Here is a 23,828-nt window from a genome sequence, read left to right as displayed (position 1 = left end):
TTGGTAGTTTCGCTGTCGCGCCGCGGTGAAGTCGAGCCGTTTCACGCCATGGACATTCTGGCCGAAGCCAACCGGCTGAAGGCGACGGGCGTGCCTGTCGTCTCCATGGCCGTCGGCCAGCCATCCGATCCGGCGCCCGTGGGCGTGAGGGAAGCAGCCGCAAATGCGCTGAGGATCGGACGCATCGGCTATACCGACACGCTCGGTCTGGCGGATCTGCGCAAGGCGATCGCCACGCATTATGGCGACCATTACGGGATCGATGTCGCGCCGAACCGGATCGCCGTGACCACGGGATCGTCGGCCGCCTTCAATCTGGCATTCCTGGCGATGTTCGATCCCGGCGACCGCGTCGCCATCGCAGCACCCGGCTATCCGGCCTACCGCAACATCATGGCCGCGCTCGGCATCGAGATCGTCGAGATCGAGCTCGGCACGGACGCCTACCTGCACGCCGAGCATTTGAAATCGGCGCACCAGGAAAAACCGCTGAAGGGCGTGTTGTTCGCCAGCCCGGCCAATCCGACAGGTGCGGTCATTCCCGTCGACGAGTTGTCCGCACTGGTGAGGACAGCCGAAGAACTCGGCATCGCGGTGATATCGGACGAAATCTATCATCGGCTGGCCTATGCCGCGCCCGACACCACTGCGCTGGCCCATGGCTCAGGCGTGACGGTGATCAATTCCTTCTCGAAATATTATTGCATGACCGGCTGGCGCATTGGCTGGATGGTGCTGCCGGAAGCTCTGGTGAGGCCGATCGAGCGCATCGCCCAGAGCCTCTACATCTCGCCGCCGGAACTGTCGCAGATCGCGGCGATCGAAGCCTTCAAGGCGACGCAAGAGCTGGAAGCGGTAAAGGCGCGCTACGCCTGGAACCGCGAGCTGTTGATGCGGTGCCTGCCGGAACTCGGATTTCCCTTGGCGGCGCCGATGGACGGCGCCTTCTACGCTTTCTGCGATGTTACCCGGCATACCAATGACAGCATGGCCTTTGCGCGCAAGATGCTGGCCGAGGCGCATGTGGCGGCGACGCCCGGCCGCGATTTCGATCCACTTCAGGGCCACCGCACGATGCGCTTTTCCTATGCCGGCAGCCATGACGACATGGTCGAGGCGATGGCGCGCATCGAGCGCTGGCTGAAATAGCGGGGACGAGCATGCCGGATCTTGAACAAGCGCTGGCCGATGTCGCCGGCGAGATGGCCGAGCGCACCGATCGCGGTGAGGTCGCCACCTACATTCCGCAGCTCGGCAAGGTCGATCCGAACAAATTCGGCATTGCCGCCGTAACCAATGACGGCCGCGTGCTAGATCGCCGGCGACGCCGACCAGGCGTTTTCGATCCAGTCCATCTCCAAGGTGTTTACGCTTACGTTGGCGCTCGGCAATGTCGGCGACGCGCTGTGGCAGCGTGTCGGACGCGAGCCGTCGGGCAATCCGTTCAACTCGATCGTGCAACTCGAGCATGAGAACGGCATTCCGCGCAATCCGTTCATCAATGCCGGCGCCATCGTCGTCTCCGACATACTGCTTGCCGGCCACCAGCCGCGCGAGGCGATCGGCGAAATCCTGCGCTTCATCCAGTTCCTTGCCGATGACGAAACCATCATCATCGACCGCGAGGTCGCGGCTTCCGAACGCGCCACCGGCTATCGCAACTTCGCGCTTGCCAACTACATGAAATCCTTCGGCAATCTCAACCATGCACCCGAGCTGTCGCTGGGCGTGTACTTCCACCATTGCGCGATCGCCATGAGCTGCCGGCAATTGGCGCTGGCCGGCCGCTTCCTCGCCAATGGCGGCAGAAACCCGGCAACCGGGCACTCCGTGGTGTCTGCCGAGCGGGCGCGGCGCATCGGCGCCATGATGCTGACCTGCGGCCACTATGACGGTTCCGGCGATTTCGCCTTCCGTGTCGGCATTCCCGGCAAAAGCGGCGTCGGCGGTGGCATATTGGGGATCGTGCCGGGTGTTGCTTCGCTCGCCGTATGGTCGCCGGGCTTGAACGCCAACGGCAATTCCAAGCTGGGGTCGATCGCCTTGGAAAAACTGGCCAGGATGATGAACTGGTCGATTTTCGCCCCCTGACGCCTTCCATCATTCGCGCATGAAAAAATCCCGCGCCGTGGTTTGAACGGCGCGGGATTTTTGTCAGGAACCTATCTTAATCGGCTGAATAGCTTAGAAAAAGCCCTTCCGCTGCCACCAGCCGGCGCGCTTCGGCTTTTCCTCGGCCTTTGCCTCGTCGGCAACGCTGGAGGAAACCACCGGCACCGCGGAGGTATCCGCGGCCACGGCTTTGCGCCGTGACGGGCGAGCCTTGGCGGGCTCGTCGTCGACGGTCGTTTCCGTGGCGGCATCGGCCGCAGCGGGGGCGGCAGCTTCGACGGCAGCTTCCGGTGCAGCCTCGGCCGCCGTCTCATCGGCGACTTCCACCACAGCCTTCTTTGCCCTTGAAGCGCGCTTCTTCTTCGGCTTTTCGGCTGGAGCGTCGTCGTTCGCCGCGGCGGGAGCCGCTGCTTCTTCAACCGCTACGGCTGCTACGGGCTCGCTTGCGGCCGTTCCGACTTCAGCGGCCTCGGCCACCGAGGCGGTTTCGCCGGCTTCGGTCTCCGTGCCGTCTTCGCGACGATTGCGCTTGCCGCCGCGCTTGCCGCGACGGCGCTTCTTGCCCTGGGCGTCATCTGATGCTTCCACCGTTTCGACGGCGCCAACCTGGGCTTCGTCTTGCTGTGTTGCATCGTCATCGCCTGGTTCAGCGGCAAAGTCGTCGCTTGCCGCCGAAACCGAAGCACCTTCGGCGCCATGCTCGCGATCGCCATGTTCGCGTTCGCGATCCTTGCCGCCGCGCCGCCTGCGGCGCTTGCGACGCTTGCGGTCGCGGCCTTCGCCGTCCTCAGCCGATCTCGGCTGCTGCTGCTGCGATTGCGGCTGCGCCTGGCGCGGCTGCTCGGCCTGTACCACAACCTCGTCGTCTTCCTCCTCGATGACGATCTCGTCCTCGGGCTCTTCCGGCTCGACATAGGCCGGGAAGGTTCGCGCTTCGACAAAGCCTTCCGGCTTTTCGGCAATGGCGCCGCGGAAGATCGCGTAGTGCTGCACACCGACCGTATCATCGGCCTCGACGGTGATGGTCAGGCCAAAGCGGCTTTCGAGTTCCACCAGCGTGCCGCGCTTGTGGTTGAGCACATAGAGAGCGGTCGCCGCCGGGGTCCGCACCGTGATGTGGCTGCGCGAATCCTTGAGCAGGAATTCCTCGATCGCCCGCACCACCATAAGCGCCACCGACGAATCGGAGCGCACATGGCCGGTGCCGCCGCAATGCGGGCAGGGCTTCATGGTTGATTCCAGCACGCTGGCGCGGATGCGCTGGCGCGACATCTCCATCAGACCGAAATGCGAGATGCGGCCGACTTGGATGCGGGCTCGGTCGTTCTTGAGGTGATCCTTCAGCCGCTTCTCGACGGAGCGGTTGTTGCGGTTCTCCTCCATGTCGATGAAGTCGATGACGATCAGGCCGGCGAGATCGCGCAGCCTTAATTGCCTGGCGACTTCTTCCGCCGCTTCAAGGTTGGTGTGGAGAGCGGTGTCCTCGATCGAGTGCTCCTTGGTGGAGCGGCCCGAATTGACGTCGATGGCGACCAGCGCCTCGGTCTGGTTGATGATGATATAGCCGCCGCTCTTCAGCGTCACCTGGGGCTGCAGCATGCGGTCGAGCTGCGCCTCGATCCCGTTGCGCACGAAGATCGGCGTCGTGTCGCGGAACGGCTGAACCACCTTGGCGTGGCTCGGCATCAGCATGCGCATGAAATCCTTGGCCTCGCGGTAGCCTTCCTCGCCGGAGACAAGAATCTCGTCAATATCCTTGTTGTAGAGGTCGCGCACCGAGCGCTTGATCAGGCTGCCTTCCTCATAGACGAGGGCAGGGGCGGTGGATTGCAGCGTCAGATTGCGGACGTTTTCCCAAAGCCGCATCAGATATTCGTAGTCGCGCTTGATTTCCGCCTTGGTGCGGCTTTCGCCGGCGGTGCGCAGGATGACGCCCATGCCCTGCGGCACTTCGAGATCGGCAACGACCTCCTTGAGGCGCTTGCGGTCGACGGCACTGGTGATCTTGCGCGAAATGCCGCCGCCGCGTGCGGTGTTGGGCATCAGCACGGAATAGCGGCCGGCAAGCGACAGATAGGTGGTGAGCGCAGCGCCCTTGTTGCCGCGCTCTTCCTTGACCACCTGCACCAGCAGGATCTGCCGGCGCTTGATGACTTCCTGAATCTTGTACTGGCGGCGCACCGGCTTGCGGCGGCTGCGCACCTCTTCCAGCGCATCCTCGGCGCCTACGGATTCGATCTCGTGGTCGTCCGGATGCGAGGACTGCACCTCTTCCAGCATGCCGCGATCATTGTCCTCGGAGGTGGCTTCGCCACTTGCCTCGCTGGACGACCTTTCGTCAGCCGGCTCCGCCGCAGGGACAGCTTCGGAGATCACATCCGCTTCGACGCTTGCCGCGATCGATGTCGGGCCGCCTTCCGACGGTTCGGTCCCGGATGTCTCGGCGTCGGAGGCTTCGCTGTCGCCATGCCCGGCATGATCGTCATGCCCGGCGGTATTGGCCGCGGCATGCTCGGAAGCAGGCGCTTCGGAGACGGCATCGCTGCCGGCATCGCCATGTTCGCCGTTCTCATCATCGGCGCCGGCGTCGCGCTTGTGTTCGCCGCGCTCACGACCCTTGCCGCCGCGCCGGCGGCCGCGCCGGCCGCGATCGCGACTCTGGCGGTCGTCGCCGTCATTGTCCTCGTTCTCCTCGTCCTCGGCTTCCTGCGCTTCAGCGCGCAGCAAAGCCTGACGATCGGCGACCGGGATCTGGTAATAGTCGGGGTGAATTTCACTGAAGGCGAGGAAACCGTGACGGTTGCCGCCATATTCGACAAAGGCTGCCTGAAGGGAAGGTTCGACACGCGTTACGCGGGCGAGATAGATGTTTCCTTTGAGCTGCTTCTTGTCCTGAGATTCAAAGTCGAATTCTTCAATACGGTTACCGCGGATAACGACAACGCGTGTTTCCTCCGGGTGGGAGGCGTCTATCAGCATTTTGTTGGGCATTATTTCGTTTCCTCCCGGCAGCCGTCAGCCGCAGCTTGCGAGGCAAAGCCCGCTGCTGCGTGTCTGGGATGTGGGTGCCGGATGTCTGAATGTCCGCCGGACGCCGCTTGAGCGCCATGGCGGTGCCGCCCGCAGCCACAATGGCGCGGTTTGATGCGGACCTTTCCATGATTGCGCTTGAAGCCATCGTCACCAGCAGAACCTTTTGAACCAAAGCCCGGACGAACCGGACCAGCTTGTTTGCTCATACAGAGCCGGCACGGGAACAAACCCGGCCGTTTTCCTCACGCAGGCGATTCCCCCGCCACGGGCGCACACCTGCGAAATTCGTCGCGATCACCTGAAGCCTTTTCGCTGGAGCGAAAGGAGCCGCCTTTCATCTGACCTGTAGCAGGAAGCTGCGGGAGAAGCGGTTCCAGGATTGCAGTGATCCACCATCGCTTTTATGATTTGACGGGGTGGAAGGCAACCCCGATTTCGGATGCCGGCAAAAAGCAGTGCCGTAACGGAAGCACAGGCCTTAATCCTCAATGAAAAGGCTTGGTTAACCTTCTCTGGATACCAATCGTTAATCGAGTCTGCGGCCTGACCGGCATTTCGACCAACCACGCGGGCGCAAGCGCCAAACCGGGAGCGACTGCAAAGAAATGGGACTGGCGGGCATCACAGACAAGGGCCATGGCCGTGCAGGCCGTTTCCTGCGCGCTGCCGGTGTGCTGTTGCTGCTGGCGCTTTGCCTTGCTTTTGCGCCGGTTTCACGCGCCGCCGATGCGCCACTCGGCGCCACCGCCTACAAGATGGCCGGCGACGCAACCAAGATGCGCATCGTCATCGATTTCGACCGCGAGCCCGACATCAAATGGTTCCTGCTGCGCGGCCCCAACCGGCTGGTCGTGGACCTGCCGCGCACCCGATTCGCCATTGGCGCGAAGGACGCCAAGGCCCGCGGCCTGGTCAAAGCGGTGCGTTATGGCGATCAGGGCGAGGGATCGCGGCTGATCCTGACCGGCAAGGGGCCGTTCTCGGTCGACAAGCTCGAGGTGCTCAAGAACGAGGACGGCGCAGGCTATCGCATCGCCATCGACATGTCGGCAGCCTCCGACCGCGAGTTCGACGAAGCCCTTGCCAACCAGGCGCTGACCACTGGCTCGACCGTCTCCACTGACAAGGGCTCCAGGGTCGGCACGGGGCCGATCTCCAATCCCGGGCATCGCTTCACCATCGTCATCGATCCCGGCCATGGCGGCATCGACGGTGGCGCCGAAGGCCTCAACGGCACCATCGAGAAGAACGTGACGCTGGCCTTCGCCACCGAATTGCGCGACAAGCTCGCCGCCGTCGCCAACTACGACGTGTTCATGACGCGCGATACCGACGAGTTCCTGCGGCTCGATGACCGCGTGCGCATCGCCCGGCAGCACGAGGCCGACCTTTTGATCTCGATCCATGCCGACACGATCAGCGTCAAGGGTATCAGAGGCGCCACCGTCTATACCGTCTCCGACAAGGCGTCCGATCCGCAAGCGCAGGCGCTTGCCGACCGTGAAAACCTCTCCGACCAGTTCGCCGGCATGGTGATCAAGGACGACAACAAGGAAGTCACCGACATACTGATCGACCTGATCCGCCGCGAGACGCATAATTTCTCGATGAGCTTTGCCCACACTCTGGTCGGCCAGTTGTCCACCAGCGTCGGCCTGATCAATAATCCGCAGCGTTCGGCCGGCTTCAAAGTGCTGAAAGCGCCCGATGTGCCGTCGGTGCTGGTGGAACTTGGCTATCTCTCCAACGCCAAGGATGAAGCGCAACTGCTCGACGCCGACTGGCGCGGCAAGGCGGCGCAGAGCATCACCAACGCCGTCGCCCTGTTTGCCTCCGCCAAGATGGGAACGGGAACCGGAGGCTGAGATGGTCGCCGCCGCCCACGACCGGAGGCAGCGTTGCACGACGACAACACCAGGCGCTTTTATTTCAGGTGGGGGATGCCTAAACCGGGCACTGCCGTATTTTGCCCACATGGTGGCGACATGGGTTTTCCATCACGGATCGGGACAGTTGCGAAGGCTTGCGCGAAAGGCGGCTTCGTCTAGGAAATTCCCGAACCTCGGACTGGAGCGGGCATGATTCGTCTTATCGGCTATTTCTTTGGTATCGGCACGACGCTGGCGCTTATGGTCGCCGCGGGCGTGGCGATATACATCAGCCATCTCTCGAAAGACCTGCCCGACTACGAGGTCCTGGCCAAGTACGAGCCGCCAGTGACGACCCGCATCCATGCTTCCGACGGCTCGCTGATGGCCGAATATGCGCGCGAACGGCGGCTCTATCTGCCGATCCAGGCGGTTCCGGACCGGGTCAAGGCGGCGTTCCTGTCGGCCGAGGACAAGAATTTCTACAACCATCCCGGCATCGACATCACCGGGCTTGGCCGCGCCATCTACGTCAACCTGCAGAATCTGGGTTCGGGCAGGCGCCAGGTCGGCGCCTCGACCATCACCCAGCAGGTGGCGAAGAACTTCCTCTTGTCCTCGGACCAGACCTACGAGCGCAAGATCAAGGAGATGATCCTGGCCTTCCGCATCGAGCAGGCTTATTCGAAGGACCGCATCCTTGAGCTCTATCTCAACGAAATCTTCTTCGGCTTCGGCGCCTATGGCGTTGCGGGCGCGGCACTGACCTATTTCGACAAGTCGGTCAACGAACTCACGGTCGCGGAAGCCGCCTATCTGGCGTCGCTGCCGAAGGGGCCCAACAACTACCATCCCTTCAAGCATGCCGACCGCGCCATCGAGCGCCGCAACTGGGTCATCGACCAGATGGTCGAGAACGGCTACGTGACGCGCGAGGAAGGCGACAAGGCCAAGGCCGAGCCGCTCGGCGTGACGCCGCGTCGTAACGGCTCCTATCTGTTTGCGGGTGAATATTTCACCGAGGAAGTGCGCCGCCAGATCATCTCGCGCTATGGCGAGAACGCGCTCTATGAGGGCGGCCTTTCGGTGCGCACGACGCTCGATCCGAAGATCCAGCTCATCGCCCGCAAGTCGATGCAGAACGGCTTGCTCAAATACGACACGCTGCGCGGCTATCGCGGACCGGTGACGCATATCGATGCTTCCGGCGACTGGGGCGTGGCGCTGGGCAACGTCAAGGGGCTGGAAGACGTGCCGGAATGGTCGCTTGCCGTCGTGCTCGACAGCTCGGCGACCGGCCTTTCCATCGGCCTGCAGCCGACGCGGCAGATTTCGGGCGATATCGTCAAGGAACGCATCGAAGGCGCCGTCAGCAAGGAAGACATGAGCTTCGCCATGCGCCATGTGGTCGATGGCAAGACGGTCAAGGCCAAGTCTCCGGCCGATGTACTGCAGCCCGGCGACGTCATCTTCGTGCAGAAGAACGAAGGGTCGGAAGGCGCCTACACGTTGCGCCAGGTGCCGGAAGTGGAGGGCGGCCTGATCGCCATGGATCCACATACCGGGCGCGTGCTGGCCATGGTCGGCGGCTTCTCCTATGCGCAGTCGGAGTTCAACCGTGCCACGCAGGCGATGCGCCAGCCGGGATCGTCCTTCAAGCCGATCGTCTATTCGGCCGCGCTCGACAATGGCTATACGCCGGCCTCGGTGATCATGGACGGACCGATCACCATCCAGAGCGGCACCACGACCTGGACGCCGAAGAACTATGACGGCACGGTGGCCGGCCCCGCGACCTTGCGCTCCGGTATCGAAAAGTCGCGCAATTTGATGACGGTGCGGCTCGCCAACGACATGGGCATGAAGCTGGTGGTGGAATATGCCGAGAGGTTCGGCGTCTACGACCATCTGGCGCCGTATCTGCCTATGGCGCTGGGCTCCGGCGAGACGACGGTGATGCGCATGGTGTCGGCCTATTCGATCATGGCCAATGGCGGCAAGTCGATCAAACCCTCGCTCATCGACCGCATCCAGGACCGCTACGGCAAGACCGTGTTCAAGCAGGACGAGCGCGGCTGCGAAGGCTGCAATGCGCCCGAATGGAACAACCAGCCCGAACCGGAACTGGTCGACAATTCCGAGCAGGTGCTCGATCCGATGACCGCCTACCAGATCACCTCGATGATGGAAGGCGTGGTCCAGCGCGGCACCGGCGCCACCATCGCCGAGCTTGGCCGCCACATCGCCGGCAAGACCGGAACGACCAATGACGAGAAGGACGCCTGGTTCATCGGCTATACGCCGAACCTCGTCGTCGGCCTTTACATGGGTTACGACACGCCGCGCGGTCTCGGCCATGGCGCCACCGGCGGCGGTCTGGCGGCGCCTATCTTCAAGGACTTCATGCGCGTTGCGCTGGACGGCACGCCCAATGTCGACTTCAAGGTGCCGGAAGGCATGAACCTGGTCGCCATCAACCGCAAGACCGGCATGCGTGCCGCGTCGGGCGATCCCGGCACCATAATCGAAGCCTTCAAGCCCGGCACCGGCCCCGCCGACAGCTATTGGGTGATCGGCATGGGCGCCGACGGGTCCAACGGCGCCGGCGGACCGCTATCGCCGCAGGCTACGGAAGCTATCCAGGCACCCGGCGGCGGACTCTACTGACGACCTGATTTTTACGTCGAATGGGCTGGCTTGTTGAGCCGGCCCATTTCGCTTTACAGGCAGCAATGCCGTGCCTATGTATCGCGCCGACCCAAGCGCCACTTTAAAAACAGGACAGAACAACCAGCCATGCGCGCGGAAACGCAGAACATTGTCGACGAGATCAGGCAGGCGATCACCCTGCTGAGGAGGCATCTTTGACTGGGATCAGGCCATAAAGCGGCTTGAATACCTGAACGTGCGCGCCGAGGATTCCAGCCTCTGGAATGATCCGCTGGAAGCGCAAAAGCTGATGCGAGAGCGCCAGGGCCTCGAAGACGGGATCGCCGGCGTCAAAAGCCTGACGCAGGCGCTGGAAGACAATATTGGCCTGATCGAACTGGGTGAGGAAGAGGGCGACCAGAGCGTGATCGCCGAGGCGGAAGCAGCCCTCCGCTCGATGCAGGGCGAGGCCAAGGCCCGCCAGGTCGAGACGCTGCTGTCGGGCGAGGCCGACGCCAACGACACCTATCTCGAAGTCCATGCCGGCGCCGGCGGCACCGAGAGCCAGGACTGGGCCTCGATGCTTCTGCGCATGTACACGCGCTGGGCCGAGCGTCGCCGTTTCAAGGTCGAAGTGCTGGAAGTCCATGACGGCGAAGAGGCCGGCATCAAGTCCGCCACGCTCCTGATCAAGGGCCACAATGCCTATGGCTGGCTGAAGACCGAGTCGGGCGTTCATCGCCTGGTCCGCATTTCACCCTATGACAGCAATGCGCGCCGCCACACGTCCTTCTCCAGCGTCTGGGTCTACCCGGTCGTCGATGACAGGATCGAGATCGACGTCTCGGAATCCGATGTACGCATCGACACCTACCGCTCATCCGGTTCGGGCGGCCAGCACGTCAACACCACGGACTCGGCGGTTCGCATCACCCATATCGCCACCGGCATCGCGGTTGCCTGCCAGGCCGAACGCTCGCAGCACAAGAACAAGGCGAAGGCCTGGGAAATGCTGCGCTCGCGCCTTTACGAGGAAGAGCTGAAGAAGCGCGAAGCGGTGGCCAATGCCACAGAAGCGTCGAAGAGCGACATCGGTTGGGGTCACCAGATTCGTTCCTATGTGCTGCAGCCCTACCAGTTGGTGAAGGACCTGCGCACCGGCGTCGAGAGCACCAGCCCGTCGAGCGTGCTCGACGGCGACCTCGACGACTTCATGGAAGCCTCGTTGTCGCAGCGCATCGAGGGCGGTGCCGGTGAAGCCGTGGCCGACCTCGACTAGGATATGTTCATATTCAGCTGAGGCCGGCCTGCGAATGGATGATACCTGCGCTTCCGCCACTTTCGACTCGGCTGACTTGAATAAGAACATCCCTTGGCGGGGGAGCGAAGGAGGAACCATGACTCGCAGGCTCACCGGCAAATGCTTTTGCGGCACGGTTCAGTATGAAGTGGCGGACGAGTTCGTCTATGCCGCGATCTGCCATTGTTCGAACTGCCGGCGCACCACAGGTTCCGCCTTCAAGCCCTTCGCCGGCATCGAGCGCGAGAAACTTGCCCTTGCCGAAGGGCATCACGGGCTCATCCATTTCGGCGATGACAGCGGCCACGATGCGCATTGCAGCCGCTGCGGCTCGTTGCTGTATTCGCTGGTCCGCGACGGCGCCTATGTCCATGTCGCCATGGGCACGCTGGTCGACGATCCGACGATCCGGCCGACCGCGCACATCTTCGTCGGCTCCAAAGCGCCATGGTTCACCATCGCCGACGACTTGCCGCAATATGAAGGGCATGTGATCGCCGGTCCAGGCGAAGTATAGGCTGGAACCACATTCGGCCAATCCCGTTGTTTCGATGCCCGTCTGCCGGGAGTTGAGCCTGGCCTTGGATCTCGTCAGCGGTTGCAGATAGCGGCGTAGATGTGCGGCCTCGCGCAGCAACTTCTTGCGCCAGCCAAGGAATCAGCCCAGCATCCGAGGGCTGGAAGAGAAAAAGCATTTATGGCCGGACGCGGCATATCTGCGACCTGACGATCCGGCCACTGGGAAGACACGTTCCGGGAACGGGCAAGCGAAACGCTTGATGCTCGTTTGAAAGGAACGCTTCCATGTCTGCTGCCACTCTCCGATCGGCCAGAGCCGTTCAACCGGCTGGCCGACTCCTGTTTTCCTTGTTCGTCACCCCGATCTTTGCAATCGCGATGCTTGCGGCGGTGCTGACCGGACCCGCCTTCGCCCATGACGCCAAGCCTACGGCGGCGAAGCCGCAAGGCTGGAGTTATCCCTTCGCCTGCTGCGCAAACTACGACTGCCGCACCACCCATACCGGCGAGGTGCTGGAAAAGCCGGAGGGCTATGTGATCGCCGGAACGGGGGAGGTCGTTCCGATGAGCGACAAGCGGGTCAAGGACTCACCCGACGGCGATTTCCACTGGTGCGCGCATCAGGCCGGCCTCGACGCAGGCAAGACGATCTGCCTGTTCGTGCCACCGCGTTCCTACTGAGTTCTGTTGGCAGTTCTCATCGGAAGGCCGGCCTTGGTGGTGCTGAAGGCGCTTGCGTCAGACGGAAGCAGCGAGTGCCGAGGCGAAGTCGCGATACGGGCGCAGTGGGCGACCCAGAAGTGCCGTCAGGCGCTCGACGTCGCCGGCCTCGGGCAGCATCCCGTCGGTGAAGAAACGCTCGCCCATCAGGCGCATGTCGTAGGCCATCCAGGCGGGCAGGAACTGCTTGAGATTTTGCTCAAAACCCTCCGTATTGTCGCCGCTGTAGCTGATCGGGCGGGCGAGTACGTCTGACCAGATTGCGGCAATGTCCGTCCCGGTCAGTGTCTGCGGACCGACGAGGTTGATCCGCTCGAACGCAAGCGGCTCCTTCGACAGTTCGCGACGCAGCAGCTCAAGGGCGGCGATCTCGGCGATATCGCGGGCGTCGATCATGGCGAGGCCCTTGGGGCCGATCGGCATTGGGTAGGTGCCGTAGCCGGTGATGACGTCTTCGACCGTCAGATCGTTCTGGATGAAGTAGGCCGGGCGCAAGATCGTAGCTTTGAAGTCCATCTGCTCGATCATTCGCTCGACGCCGAACTTACCCGCGAAATGCGGCACGTTCACATAGACGTCAGCGTGGATCACCGAGAGATAGACGATCCGCTCGATGCCGGCCGATCGGGCGACGTTCAAGGCGATCAAAGCCTGGGTGAATTCGTCCGGCACCACGGCGTTCAAGAGAAACAGCGTGGAAACGCCAGACATGGCTTTGCGCAGCGAATCGACATCGAGAAAGTCGCCTTGCACGACTGATACGCCTGCCGGAAAACTGGCTTTCGACGGATCGCGCACGAGAGCACGCACATCGGCGCCGCGCTTGGCGAGCTGTTCGACGACTTGGCGGCCGATATTGCCGGTGGCGCCGGTAACGAGAATGGTCATGGAATTTCTCCTGTTGGGTTGCTTGACAGCCCCAATATGTGTGGCTCACAAAGAGCCCAGTAGACGGCAATTTTAGACACGTCGTCTCACTGGTGGGACAGTCATGGATCTTTTAGCCCTTGCCGATTTTAACCTGGTGGCTCGCCATGGCGGCTTCGGCAAAGCGGCAAGGTCCACCGGCCGGCCCAAGGCAACGTTGTCCCGGCGCGTTGGCGAATTGGAAAGCAGTCTCGATCTGCGTCTGTTCGAACGGGGTGCGCGTAACCTGAAGCTGACCGAAGAAGGACGGGCGCTCTTCGAGCGGACGGGGGCGTTGCTTGCCGAGCTGGACGAGACGGCATCGGCGATTGCCTCGGGCGGTCAGAGACCCAAGGGCAGATTGCGGATCAGCGCGCCTTTGCATTTTTCGCAGACTGCAATGGGGAGGATCGCTGCGGGATTTGCCCTGAGGTATCCTGAGGTGAGGCTTGAAGTGACCACCGAAGACCGGCATGTCGACATGATCGAGGAAGGCTACGATCTGGTAATCCGGGTCAATCCGGATCCCGATGAAAGCCTGGTCGGACGGGCGTTTCTCCGCGACCGCCTGGTCGTTGTGGCGAGCCCGGACCTTCCTCGCCCGACCGATGGGCTCGCCGCTCCTGGCGTTGCGCGCGGGACAGGCGAGCGGCAAACATGGCAGGTGAAGACACCAGGTGGCTGGGCAACACTTAGAATCGAGCCGATCCTCGCCTTGTCGACACTCATCATGGTCCGCGATGCGGTGCGAGCCGGCGTAGGCGCAGGACGGCTTCCCATTTCGTTGGTGGCCCACGACCTGGCTGACGGCACACTGGTGAATTGGGGGGATATTGACGGCCCCGAAATTTCTCTATGGACGCTCTACCCGTCGCGGCGGCTGCTCAGCGCGCGCGTGTCGGCGTTCCTGGATTTTCTGAAACAGGCTTTCCCAAACGGGACGCCGGACGAACTGGCCGCCTATATCGGCAGGTGACGACGATTGGGAGGTGACGACGGGTCCGCTTCGGCCAGAGCGCCGCTCGGCTCGATCGATCGGAGCCTGCTGACAGACAGTTGTCAGGAGCCTTCCTTTATGGTGCCTTGCCGCATGGGTGGCGGCAACGGAGAGGAAAGCTTTTCATGACCATCAAGGCCAGCTGTCATTGCAAGGCGACGACGTTCGAGGTTTCGCAGGCGCCCGAGACGGTAACACAATGCACCTGCTCGTTCTGCTCCAAGCGCGGTTCGCTGTGGGCTTACTACGTTCCGTCGCAATTCAAGCTCACCAGCTCGCCGGAAAACGTTTCCTTCTATCAATGGGGATCGAAGACCGTCAAACACGGGTTTTGCGCCATTTGCGGCTGCGGCACCTTCACCGAAACGCCGGACTGGTCAACCGGCAAACCGGACTTCGACAATCCCAAGATATCAGTCAATTCGCGGCTGTTCGACGATTTCGACCTCGACAAGGTCGAGGTGGTCGTCATTGACGGCAAGAACCTCTGGTAGGCCAGCACCAGCCACCGAAGCGGAAGAGTGGCGCGAGCGGGGAAAAGCCGCTTTCGCCGCTCGGTTTTTCGCCGCATTTCATGTTACAAGACCGGAGAAGGGCTTATATGCGCGAGCCGCAAAGGCCGCGCTTTGGAGAGGGACGATTCTATGAAAAAGACTGTGCTCGTCGCCGTTGCGACGGCTGTGCTGGTGAGCGCCTGCACCACGACCGATCCGTACACCGGCGAACAGAAGGTTTCGAACACCGCAGCCGGCGCCGGCCTTGGCGCCCTGGCGGGTGCGGGCCTCGGCCTGCTTGCCGGCGGCAATGACCGCCGCAACGCGCTGATCGGCGCCGGTATCGGCGCGCTGGCCGGCGGCGCCATCGGCGCGACCATGGACCAGAACGAGGCTGAACTGCGCCGCCAGCTCGAAGGCACCGGCGTCAGCGTCACCCGCACCGGCGACCAGATCATCCTCAACATGCCGTCCGACATTACTTTCAACGTCGACCAGGATGCGGTGAAGCCCGGCTTCTACCAGGTGCTGAACTCGGTTGCGCTGGTGCTGAAGAAGTTCAAGCAGACCACGGTCGACGTGTTCGGCCATACCGATTCGACCGGTGGCGACGAACACAATTTCGATCTGTCGCAGCGCCGCGCATTGGCGGTCGCCAACTATCTCTCAGGCCAAGGTGTCGATTCGCGCCGCTTCGCCGTCACCGGATTCGGCAAGACCCGTCCGATCGCGTCCAACGGAACGGCGGCCGGCCGTGCGCAGAACCGGCGCGTCGAGATCCAGCTTTCGCCGCTGACCTGAATTGTTCGGCATCGAAATGCGAAGGCGGCCCCCGCAAGGGGCCGCTTTCTTTTTGGGCTCCTGTGGTCCGTCAAAAGGTCTAACGCATTAGAGATTTCTAATAATTCCTTTCCGGAGGCCTTGGAAGGGATTAGCATTGGTGCGGTTCCAGAGGGGATGGGGCGATACAAACGGCCGCGCAGTCACTTAGTCGGCCCCGGTCCTGCACGGCCAGATAGGAAATCTGGGAGGAATGCATGACAAGAACAGCTCGTCTTGGGCGTTGCGGCGTCCTCATTTTGACAGGTCTGGTCTCTGCTTGGTGCGCAGCGGCCACGGCTCGAGCCGAGGACGCCAACAAAGCCGACATCGAAGCGTTGAAGAAATCGCTCGCCAAATATGAAGACTACACGGTCGCCGTCCGCGACCTTTATCTGTCGACTGTCGGGTGCGTCTATTACAGCGGGGACAGGATCGAGGGCGCAATGGACTATCCGAAGGGCGCTATGGGCATCCATTTCGTCAACGTCCCGAGTGTCGGTCAGAAACTCGATCCGATGCGCCCCAATGTGCTGATCTACGAGCCGACCAAGAAAGGCTTGAAATTGGTTGGCGTGGAATGGCTGGTGCCCCTGACGCCAGACACCAAGGAACCTCCAAAACTATTTGGCCAGACCTTCATGGGACCGATGGAAGGGCACTATCCGCTCATTCCGAGGGAGTTCGTCCACTACGACCTTCATGCCTGGCTGTTCAGAGACAATCCGAACGGCATGTTCAGTCCGACCAACCCGAACGTGAAATGCAGCAAGGCAGAGTTTCCGATGCTGGAAAAACCGACCAAGATGATGCCCGGCCCGATGTGACGGACGGGCCAGGATAGGAGCGTGCCAAGAGTGCAAGCTGGCCGGCTGCATTTGAGAGCGCTCGGGATCAGGCTCGGACGACGATCGGCATGAGGGCCGGCGCGCATGAAGGCTGCCCGCATGAAGACAGGTATCTGGTCGCAGAAGCCGACAATGGCGCTGCGAGCCGTGAGTCGAAGGTAAAAGCGGCCCGCAAGGGCCGTTTTGTTTGGCATGTCGGACCCTGTAATCAAGGCCTACGAGGTCGGCTGATCGACAATTGCCGCCACGATACGGCGCATGATCGGCAAGACCAGCAGCAGACTTGGAAAGCCCACTAGCCATGATGCTCCCCATGCATACGGCCAGGTCGCCACGAAACCGGTTGTCCAGCCCGCATTGATCAGCGTCGCTACCGCGGAAACAATGCACGACATCAGGATGGAAAGTACGAATGGCATTACCAGCACATTGTAAGAGGCCGGTAGCTTCCTCGATTTCAAAACCTTGTGGGATGACGGTCGCATCAAATATCTCCTTCTCAAAAAGTGGAAGTATGCGCGGCTGGGCGCAGTCAGGCGGCCTGCGCCATTTGCAGGGCCAGGTTTCGAATAAAGCCGCGCAACGAACGCGGTTCGCGGCCCAGGGCGGCGCGCAATGTCAGACTGTTCCCACCAAGGCCATAGCGGGCGTAGTGGGCGTATATTTTGGCCAGCACCTGCATTTGGCGGTCATTGTAGGGAAGGCGTGCCTCGGCCGCCCACTCGCCAAATGTCGGCTCACCAGAAGAGATGGGTCGGCCAAGTTCCTCACTCATCATCGCAACGATGTCTTCCCGGCTGTGCATGCCGTCAGCGCACAGATCGAGGGTCGCGTAGGACAATCGCGCTTCGGTTAGGGCGATCGCCGCCACCTCAGCGACATCGCGGTAGTCGACGCGGGCCAGCTTCGCCGTCTTTGGAAACGGTTCCGAGAAAACACCATGTTCAACGACGGACGGCCAGGCCGCTGCGAGGTTCTGCATGAAATTGGCAGGGTGCAGAATCGTATATTCCATCGTCGTCGAGTAGAGAGCAGCCTCGACAGGCACCTTGCTGGCATGGTTCTTCAGTCGCGTATTGGTAGGCTGGATCACCGACGAGAAGACGAACTTTCGAACTCCTGCTCGCGTGGCGGCCTCAACCATGGCAACGCCCATGGCTGCTTCATCGGGAGCAAAAGCCGGCCCAATGTGAAAGACGCCGTCGACGCCCGCGACCGCCCTTTCGAGGCTCTGACGATTTCGCAAATCTCCTGTCGCAACCTCGGATGCCCAGCTTCCGGGCCTTTTCGGCATTCGCAGGGTCGCGAACGAGCGCTCGAACATTGGCACTGCGGCGGACAAGTTCAGGCACGACAAGTCCCGCAACTCGGCCTGTGGCACCAACAACCAGAACAGTTGGATTGGCTACTTGCATGACGATTTCCTTCCATCAAGCCTGTCCTCGCGGGACAACTTGCAGAGAGGTACGACGTCGCAATTGTCGTTACAATTACCCGTTTTTGCGATATATTATGTCGAATGTCGGGAGAATGCATGAGCCGGATGGACGATTTCGAGGCTTTCATCGCGATCGTCGAGCATGGAAGTCTGACGACTGCCGCACATCGGCTGAACCGCTCGCTGCAGTCGGTCAGCCGGTCCCTGGCGGCACTGGAGCAATCAGTCGGCGTCGAGCTGATCCACAGGACAACGCGTCGCTCGACACCGAGTGAAGTCGGAGCAGCCTTTTTCAACCGGATCAAACCCGCGGTCGACGACATAAACGACGCAAGACTTCAGGCGATCAATCAACGATCGGAGCCGGCAGGCGTCCTGCGCATCGGGGCGCCGGTTCTGTTTGGCCCGAACGTCCTGATGCCTGTCATCGCGGAATACATGCGGACATTTCCCCGGGTCGAGGTCGATCTTCAACTTTCCGATGGATTTGCCGATCTTGGCGCCGAAGGTCTCGACCTGGCAATACGCATCGGCGATTTGCCGGATTCCAACTTGAAAGCCAAACGCCTGGGAGCGTTGCGGCGCGTTGTGTTCGGCGCGCCTTCCTATTTCGCGCGGTGCGACCGGCCGGCCCATCCCTTCCAGCTGAGTGAGCACAGTTGCATCATCAGAACCGCTAACGAGCGTCCAGGTGAATGGACGTTTCAGATCGACGGGAAACCCCGGACCGTGAAGGTCGCAGGCGCTTTTCGCTCCAATCTGATGACCTCGGTCTATGCCGCCGCAATCCACGGACTGGGTTTGGGCTTCTCGCCTCTGTGGCAGATAAGACATTTGGTCGACGACGGTCTCGTCGAACTGGTTTTGACGGAATTCGAGCCGGCACCGGTGCCGATCCATGCCTTGTGGCAGGAAGGCCGGTCATCTTCGGCCAAGGTTCGGGCATTTTTGGATTTATTGGCATCCCGCCTGGAACTGAAAAGCCTGTAGCATCGACGGGCTATTTAAGCCCTCCAGGCCGGAAGCGATCGGGTAGATCGAGCCTGTCTTGCGATTACCGCGCATGGCGCCGACTGATCCTGGAGCGGGCTCCAGATCTCACATCCCCGTCGCGTCCAGGCAAGCCGCGCGTCCTCGGGACGCCGCGGCTTATGGGATCAGACCTTGGCGACGATCTTCATGAAGGCCGGCATGTCGTCGCCGAAGCCGACGGTGCCGTCATTGTCTTCACCGCGGTTGTTGCCGCGGGCAGGGCGGCTGTTGCTGGCGCGCTGCGGCCTTGTGTCGCCGCGTTCCGGGGCGCGGTTCTCGTTGTTGCGATCGGAGACCTTGCGGTCGCTGTTTTCGGAGCGGATCGCTTCCTTGCGCTGATGCCGTTCGCCGATGTCGGCGACCGCGGCCTCGGCTACCACCGGCTGTTCCTCGCGCGCGGCATCTGCCGCCGGCGCGTCGTCGCTGCGCTTGGCATGGCGTTCGCGCGGCTTGCGCTCGCCACCGTCCTTGCGATCATGGGGCTTGCGGTCCTCGTCCTTGCGGCCGGCGCGGCGCGGAGCGCCACGGCCACGGCGGGGCGCTTCGTCCTCGCCGCCTTCGCTGGCGACCACGGTCGACAGGTCGCCGTCATGCCACTCGATCTTGTTGCCGATCAGCCGCTCGATGGCGTCGATGTATTTGGTGTCGGACTTGGTGGCGATGGTGAAGGATTTGCCCGAGCGTCCGGCGCGGCCGGTGCGGCCGATGCGGTGGACATAGTCTTCGGCGTGGATCGGCACGTCGTAGTTGAAGACGTGGCTGACGTCGGGAATGTCGAGGCCCCGCGCGGCGACGTCGGACGCCACGAGATAGCGCAATTTGCCATCGCGGAAATTGGCCAGCATCTGCATGCGGGCGCGCTGGTCCATGTCGCCATGCAGGGCGCCGGCGTCGAAGTCATACTTCAACAGCGAGCGGAACAGCTCCGCGACCTCGACCTTGCGGTTGCAGAAAATGATAGCGTTCTTCAGCTCGGCGTCTTCGGCCTTTATCAGATTGCGTAGCGTCTCGCGCTTGTCCCACGGCTTGGAGCCGGACTTGACCAGGCGCTGGATGATGTTGGTGGCAGCGGATGCCGCCTTGGACACCTCGACGCGCACCGGCGCATGCAGGAATTTCTCGGTGAGCTTGGTGATCTCCGGCGGCATGGTCGCTGAGAAGAACAGCGTCTGCCTGGTGAACGGGATCATCTCGCAGATGCGCTCGATGTCGGGGATGAAGCCCATGTCCAGCATGCGGTCGGCCTCGTCGATGACGAGGATCTCGACGCCGTTGAGCAACAGCTTGCCGCGCTCGCGGTGATCGAGCAGACGGCCGGGCGTGGCGATCAGCACGTCGGCGCCGCGCTCCAGCTTCTTGTCCTGCTCGTCGAAGGAGACGCCGCCGATCAGCAGCGCGATGTTGAGCTTGTGGTTCTTGCCGTATCTGATGAAATTCTCTTCGACCTGCGCGGCGAGCTCGCGCGTCGGCTCGAGGATCAGCGTGCGCGGCATGCGGGCACGGGCCCTGCCTTTTTCGAGGCGGGTCAGCATCGGCAGCACGAAGGAAGCCGTCTTGCCGGTGCCGGTCTGTGCTATGCCCAGAATATCCTTGCCGAGCAAGGCATGCGGGATGGCGCCAGCCTGGATCGGCGTCGGCACGGTGTAGCCCGCATCGGTGACTGCGGAAAGGACCTTGGGCGACAGGCCGAGGTCTGAAAAGGTCAACGCTTCTGGAGCGGTCGTGGTGTCTGAGGACAAGAGTTGCTGTCTTTGGCTGGTTCGGGGAAGCGCAACGGCATCCGTCGCGGCAAGCACAGCGTGCCTGCAAGATTGGTATTGCGATTAGGCGCAAGCCCGCGATTTGTCAACAGAAACGGGCGGGATTGGCACGATTGTGAAAACGTAAGCTTAATCGCGATGCTTAATTAGGTAGTCACTCTTTGCGCCGGCTCAATAGCGAAATTGCTCGGCGAGAATGCGTTCGTTCCACGAATGGTTGGGATCAAACAGCAGCGTCGCCGTCGCAGTCGGCGATTCCCGGACCGTCACGGAAGCCACCGCCTTGACCTCGGTATGGTCGGCAGCGGTGTTCACCGGGCGCTTTTCCGACTCCAGAATATCGAAGCGTACGGTCGCCTTGTTGGACAACAGGGCACCCCGCCAACGGCGCGGCCGGAACGGGCTTACCGGGGTCAGCGCGAGCAGCGGCGCATCCAGCGGCAGGATCGGACCGTGCGCCGACAGATTGTAGGCGGTCGAGCCGGCCGGCGTCGCGATCATCACGCCGTCGCAGTTCAGTTCCTCGATGCGGACCTGCTCATCGACGGTGATGCGGATCTTTGCCGTCTGGTAGGACTGACGCCACAGCGCCACCTCGTTGATGGCGAGTGCCGAAACCGTCTCACCCTCATGCGTCACCGCCAGCATTTCCAGCGGGCGGATCGTTTCGGCGACCGCGGCAGCAATGCGCTCGGTGAGGCCGCCGACGCGGTACTCGTTCATCAGGAAGCCGATGGTGCCACGGTTCATGCCGTAGACCTTCTTTCCCGTGCTCATCGTGTCGCGCAAGGTCTGCAGCAGGAAGCCGTCGCCACCCAGCGCCACCACCACCTGGGCGTCGTCGAAGGATGCCTGGCCATAGCGGGCCGACAGGCTCTCCATCGCCGCCTTGGCATCGGCAGTGTCGGAGGAGACGAAGGCGAAATTGGCTTTGCTCATGACATTCCGATGGCGGTCGGCCGATGGCGGTCGGCGGCGGTTGCGTGGGGTAGCATGGGCAAGCGCATCTGCAAAGGGAGGCATCGTCGGCGCAGTTGCGGCCGCGGCGAAACGAAATCGGCGGCTCGCGCTTCATGTCGCCGGAACGGCGAATGTGATGGTTAAGTGCGAGCTTAAGCACTCGTAAAGCCTGATCGATCATGTTAGCCGACAGAGGATGGGTGGCTGGGGGGCTAGCCAGTCGAGACCTGTCTATTGCCGGTGACACGCCTGATTATCGTCTTCCTTGTGATGGGAAGTTTCGCCCTTCTCTTTGCGGAGCTTGTGCGGCAGTCCGAAGACATGAGCTCCAGGCCGATGGCCTCACGCTGCGGCGGCGCCGGCGTGCCATGCCCGCAAAACGCATTGTAGGCGAAGCCAATCCGCCAACGACGATCCGTCGCCTACTGCCCGACAATCCTCAGATTGGCGTTGCCGTAGAATGTGTAGGCGAGATAGGTCGGATCGCCGGTCCGGTAGAATTCTCTGCGGACATCCTGCAGGATCTCGGCCAGATAGACCGGCCCGTCCTTGATCCGCGTGCTGATGCCGCCATAGAAATCGGTCGAGAAGGCCGCTGCCGCGCGGTCGGTCAGTGGCCACATGCCGCCGATGAAGCCGGAAGCGCCGCCCGCCAGCACCGCCGGACCCCAGCCCTGCACGAAGCCGCCGAGCATCTGGGAACGGCCTGTGTCGCAGGCGTTGAAGAAGTAGAACGGATTGCCCTTGCCATGCGCGGTGGCGACCAGCGCAGCCCATGTATCCGGGTCGAGCGACTGGTCGACGAGATCGATGGCAAAGACCGGCCGGCCACTGCTCGGCTGGTTGACCTCGCCATGACCGGAGAAATGAATGAAACCGGTCGAGACTTCACCGACCAGTTTCTCGAAAGAGGTGAAATCGCCATCGAAGCGGCGGTAGCCGTAAAGCTTGCTCAGCGCCGCGATCTCGTCCTGTTGGAAGCGCAGCGAGCGTTTGTCGACATAGGAGGGCGCGACAGCCGCGACGCCGGTGAAGGTCATGCGGTCGAGCGGGTTGTCGACTTGTGAGGCACTGCTGCGCGGAGCCCAGCGCGCCAGCCGGTAGCCCATGCCGAGAAAACCGTCGGCGATGGCGCCGTCGGCGCTGCGCGGGCGGATCAATTCCCAGGGCAGCGTCGGGCTGTTCGAGGTGATCTGGATCGAATGGAGTTCGCCTTTGCCGCGCAGCGACCAGAACACGTCCTTGAACGGTTTCGGCACATAGTCGCGGTAGAGCGCATCGCCAAAACCTTCGGCGGCGAGCGTGACAAAGCGCTTTTGCGCCCCCGTATCGCTGCTTGCGGCAGGCTGCTGCAGCGAAACGGCGCCGCGCAGGCTCAATCCGAGCTGCAGCAGGCGGCGGTATTCGGAGTCCAGCCATGCCGCCATCTCAGGTGGCGTCGAGAACGTATCGGTCACCGGACCGGCCAGATGCGGCGAATGGATGATGATCTGCCCCGAACCCAGCCCGCTCGGATCGTCATAGAGGATGGTCACGTCGAGATCGGGGACGTCATCGCCGGCTGCGCCGCCGAGCGTCACATTGCCAGTTACCGCCGGCTGCGGCGCCGCTGCGGCCAGCATCAGCATGGCAGGTGCTGCGGAGCGTTCGGCTGTGGCGCTCAGAGCGGCTGCCTCGACAGGCGCGGTGCGGCGAATGATAACCGACCGCGATGCCGATCCCAGGAACCTCCCGGCGCTGTAGATGCGCGCGATGAACTGGGCCGGCTTGCTGTCCTTGGCGATCGGCCGCGCCTTGACGTCGAAGCGGACGAAGTCGCTGTCGCCCTGGCGGTAGAGCGTCGTCCGTCGGCTCCATTTGCCGCCGTCAGCGAGATCGAAGCCGGAGGCGAACAGATCGATATCGATCGGCCATTGCTCGGTTCCCGCCGGCATCGCCATGGCCAGGGCGCCATCTTCCGTCACCGACGAGCCCGGCGCTGCCTTCACCTTCACTTCGGGCGTGAATTGCTCTTCGGTAAGGGCGATCGAAACGGTCACCGTCTCGCCGGCGACAATCTCATCCGGCGCATCGATGGTTGGATGGCGCACCACCTCGACAGCGCCCGTCTCGGGTTGTGGAAGGGCGCCGCCGGAAGGAGGGCTTTGCGCCTGGTCGATGGGCGGCGGCGCTGGTTTCGGTGGCGCCTGCGCCTCCGGCGGACTTTCGGCGCCGGTCGCGGGTGGCGGGGCCGATGTCATGCCGTCCTCAGGGGGGATCCCTGCCTTATCGGCATAGGCGCTAAGATAGCTTTGGCATGGACTGAAACTTGCGCTTTCGTGGTGGTTCGCGCCAGCGATATCGCAAGGCATGGAGATTTTGGCGCAGGGCCGC

General features: G+C 62.4%; 17 protein-coding genes and 2 pseudogenes. 12 read left to right on the top strand and 7 right to left on the bottom strand.

Going from position 1 to position 23,828, the window contains the following annotated elements; all coding sequences use genetic code 11:
* Both NKH54_RS17530 and NKH54_RS17525 read left to right on the top strand, forming a co-directional pair.
* A complete protein-coding gene (locus NKH54_RS17530) occupies window positions 1–1,149 on the top strand; it encodes a pyridoxal phosphate-dependent aminotransferase (RefSeq protein WP_353028613.1) in 1,149 nt (382 codons plus the stop codon).
* A gap of 11 nt (window positions 1,150–1,160) precedes the next feature.
* A pseudogene (locus tag NKH54_RS17525) lies at window positions 1,161–2,091 on the top strand (glutaminase).
* A gap of 93 nt (window positions 2,092–2,184) precedes the next feature.
* Here NKH54_RS17525 and NKH54_RS17520 read toward each other — a convergent pair.
* Window positions 2,185–5,103, bottom strand: coding sequence for an Rne/Rng family ribonuclease (locus NKH54_RS17520; RefSeq protein ID WP_353028612.1), 2,919 nt, complete (start codon window positions 5,101–5,103; stop codon window positions 2,185–2,187).
* A gap of 647 nt (window positions 5,104–5,750) precedes the next feature.
* Here NKH54_RS17520 and NKH54_RS17515 point away from each other — a divergent pair.
* The 5 genes from NKH54_RS17515 to NKH54_RS17495 all read left to right on the top strand — a co-directional run bounded on the left by NKH54_RS17515 (window position 5,751) and on the right by NKH54_RS17495 (window position 12,162).
* A complete protein-coding gene (locus NKH54_RS17515) occupies window positions 5,751–7,010 on the top strand; it encodes an N-acetylmuramoyl-L-alanine amidase (protein ID WP_023738932.1) in 1,260 nt (419 codons plus the stop codon).
* Between the two features lie 213 nt (window positions 7,011–7,223).
* The gene (locus NKH54_RS17510; protein WP_023805260.1) at window positions 7,224–9,680 is read left to right on the top strand and encodes a penicillin-binding protein 1A; all 2,457 of its coding nucleotides are present in this window, start codon (window positions 7,224–7,226) and stop codon (window positions 9,678–9,680) included.
* A 129-nt stretch (window positions 9,681–9,809) separates the two neighbouring features.
* Window positions 9,810–10,941, top strand: a protein-coding gene (prfB, locus tag NKH54_RS17505; protein WP_155922402.1) for a peptide chain release factor 2 whose coding sequence is annotated in 2 segments (ribosomal slippage) — window positions 9,810–9,875 and window positions 9,877–10,941 — 1,131 coding nt in all. Because the reading frame shifts where the segments join, the coding sequence is not laid out codon by codon here.
* A 118-nt stretch (window positions 10,942–11,059) separates the two neighbouring features.
* A complete protein-coding gene (locus NKH54_RS17500) occupies window positions 11,060–11,479 on the top strand; it encodes a GFA family protein (protein ID WP_023833718.1) in 420 nt (139 codons plus the stop codon).
* A gap of 287 nt (window positions 11,480–11,766) precedes the next feature.
* Window positions 11,767–12,162, top strand: coding sequence for a hypothetical protein (locus tag NKH54_RS17495; RefSeq protein ID WP_023815344.1), 396 nt, complete (start codon window positions 11,767–11,769; stop codon window positions 12,160–12,162).
* A gap of 57 nt (window positions 12,163–12,219) precedes the next feature.
* Here the strand turns inward: NKH54_RS17495 and NKH54_RS17490 are convergent, their stop codons facing one another.
* Window positions 12,220–13,089: an NmrA/HSCARG family protein gene (locus NKH54_RS17490; protein ID WP_023691229.1), complete on the bottom strand. Its 870-nt coding sequence runs from the start codon at window positions 13,087–13,089 to the stop codon at window positions 12,220–12,222.
* Window positions 13,090–13,192: 103 nt separating this feature from the next.
* On the opposite strand from NKH54_RS17490, the gene NKH54_RS17485 reads away from it, so the two are divergent.
* The 4 genes from NKH54_RS17485 to NKH54_RS17470 all read left to right on the top strand — a co-directional run bounded on the left by NKH54_RS17485 (window position 13,193) and on the right by NKH54_RS17470 (window position 16,244).
* Window positions 13,193–14,083 (top strand): LysR family transcriptional regulator, encoded by an 891-nt coding sequence (locus NKH54_RS17485; protein ID WP_023691230.1) that lies wholly within the window; start codon window positions 13,193–13,195, stop codon window positions 14,081–14,083.
* 146 nt (window positions 14,084–14,229) lie between these two features.
* Window positions 14,230–14,598: a GFA family protein gene (locus tag NKH54_RS17480; protein ID WP_023667471.1), complete on the top strand. Its 369-nt coding sequence runs from the start codon at window positions 14,230–14,232 to the stop codon at window positions 14,596–14,598.
* 150 nt (window positions 14,599–14,748) lie between these two features.
* Complete coding sequence (locus NKH54_RS17475; protein WP_023667470.1) at window positions 14,749–15,399, top strand: YiaD family glycine zipper/OmpA-like lipoprotein; 651 nt, start codon at window positions 14,749–14,751, stop codon at window positions 15,397–15,399.
* A 236-nt stretch (window positions 15,400–15,635) separates the two neighbouring features.
* On the top strand, window positions 15,636–16,244 hold the full coding sequence (locus NKH54_RS17470; RefSeq protein WP_023681486.1) for a hypothetical protein: 609 nt from the start codon (window positions 15,636–15,638) through the stop codon (window positions 16,242–16,244).
* A gap of 236 nt (window positions 16,245–16,480) precedes the next feature.
* Here NKH54_RS17470 and NKH54_RS17465 read toward each other — a convergent pair whose 3' ends face one another.
* Both NKH54_RS17465 and NKH54_RS17460 read right to left on the bottom strand, forming a co-directional pair.
* On the bottom strand, window positions 16,481–16,750 hold the full coding sequence (locus NKH54_RS17465; RefSeq protein WP_353028611.1) for a DUF2798 domain-containing protein: 270 nt from the start codon (window positions 16,748–16,750) through the stop codon (window positions 16,481–16,483).
* A 47-nt stretch (window positions 16,751–16,797) separates the two neighbouring features.
* Window positions 16,798–17,680: pseudogene (locus NKH54_RS17460) on the bottom strand (NmrA/HSCARG family protein).
* A 119-nt stretch (window positions 17,681–17,799) separates the two neighbouring features.
* Here NKH54_RS17460 and NKH54_RS17455 point away from each other — a divergent pair.
* Complete coding sequence (locus tag NKH54_RS17455; protein ID WP_353028610.1) at window positions 17,800–18,693, top strand: LysR family transcriptional regulator; 894 nt, start codon at window positions 17,800–17,802, stop codon at window positions 18,691–18,693.
* Window positions 18,694–18,860: 167 nt separating this feature from the next.
* Here the strand turns inward: NKH54_RS17455 and NKH54_RS17450 are convergent, their stop codons facing one another.
* From NKH54_RS17450 to NKH54_RS17440, 3 genes are all read right to left on the bottom strand, one after another.
* The gene (locus NKH54_RS17450) at window positions 18,861–20,474 is read right to left on the bottom strand and encodes a DEAD/DEAH box helicase (RefSeq protein ID WP_031243648.1); all 1,614 of its coding nucleotides are present in this window, start codon (window positions 20,472–20,474) and stop codon (window positions 18,861–18,863) included.
* Window positions 20,475–20,666: 192 nt separating this feature from the next.
* Complete coding sequence (locus tag NKH54_RS17445; protein ID WP_352459056.1) at window positions 20,667–21,434, bottom strand: NAD kinase; 768 nt, start codon at window positions 21,432–21,434, stop codon at window positions 20,667–20,669.
* Window positions 21,435–21,877: 443 nt separating this feature from the next.
* The gene (locus NKH54_RS17440; RefSeq protein WP_353028609.1) at window positions 21,878–23,695 is read right to left on the bottom strand and encodes a CHAT domain-containing protein; all 1,818 of its coding nucleotides are present in this window, start codon (window positions 23,693–23,695) and stop codon (window positions 21,878–21,880) included.
* Between the last annotated feature and the right edge of the window lie 133 nt (window positions 23,696–23,828).

The organism is Mesorhizobium sp. M1004, assembly GCF_040318795.1.
Classification (GTDB): domain Bacteria; phylum Pseudomonadota; class Alphaproteobacteria; order Rhizobiales; family Rhizobiaceae; genus Mesorhizobium.
This window is presented reverse-complemented; position numbering and strand designations above follow the sequence as displayed.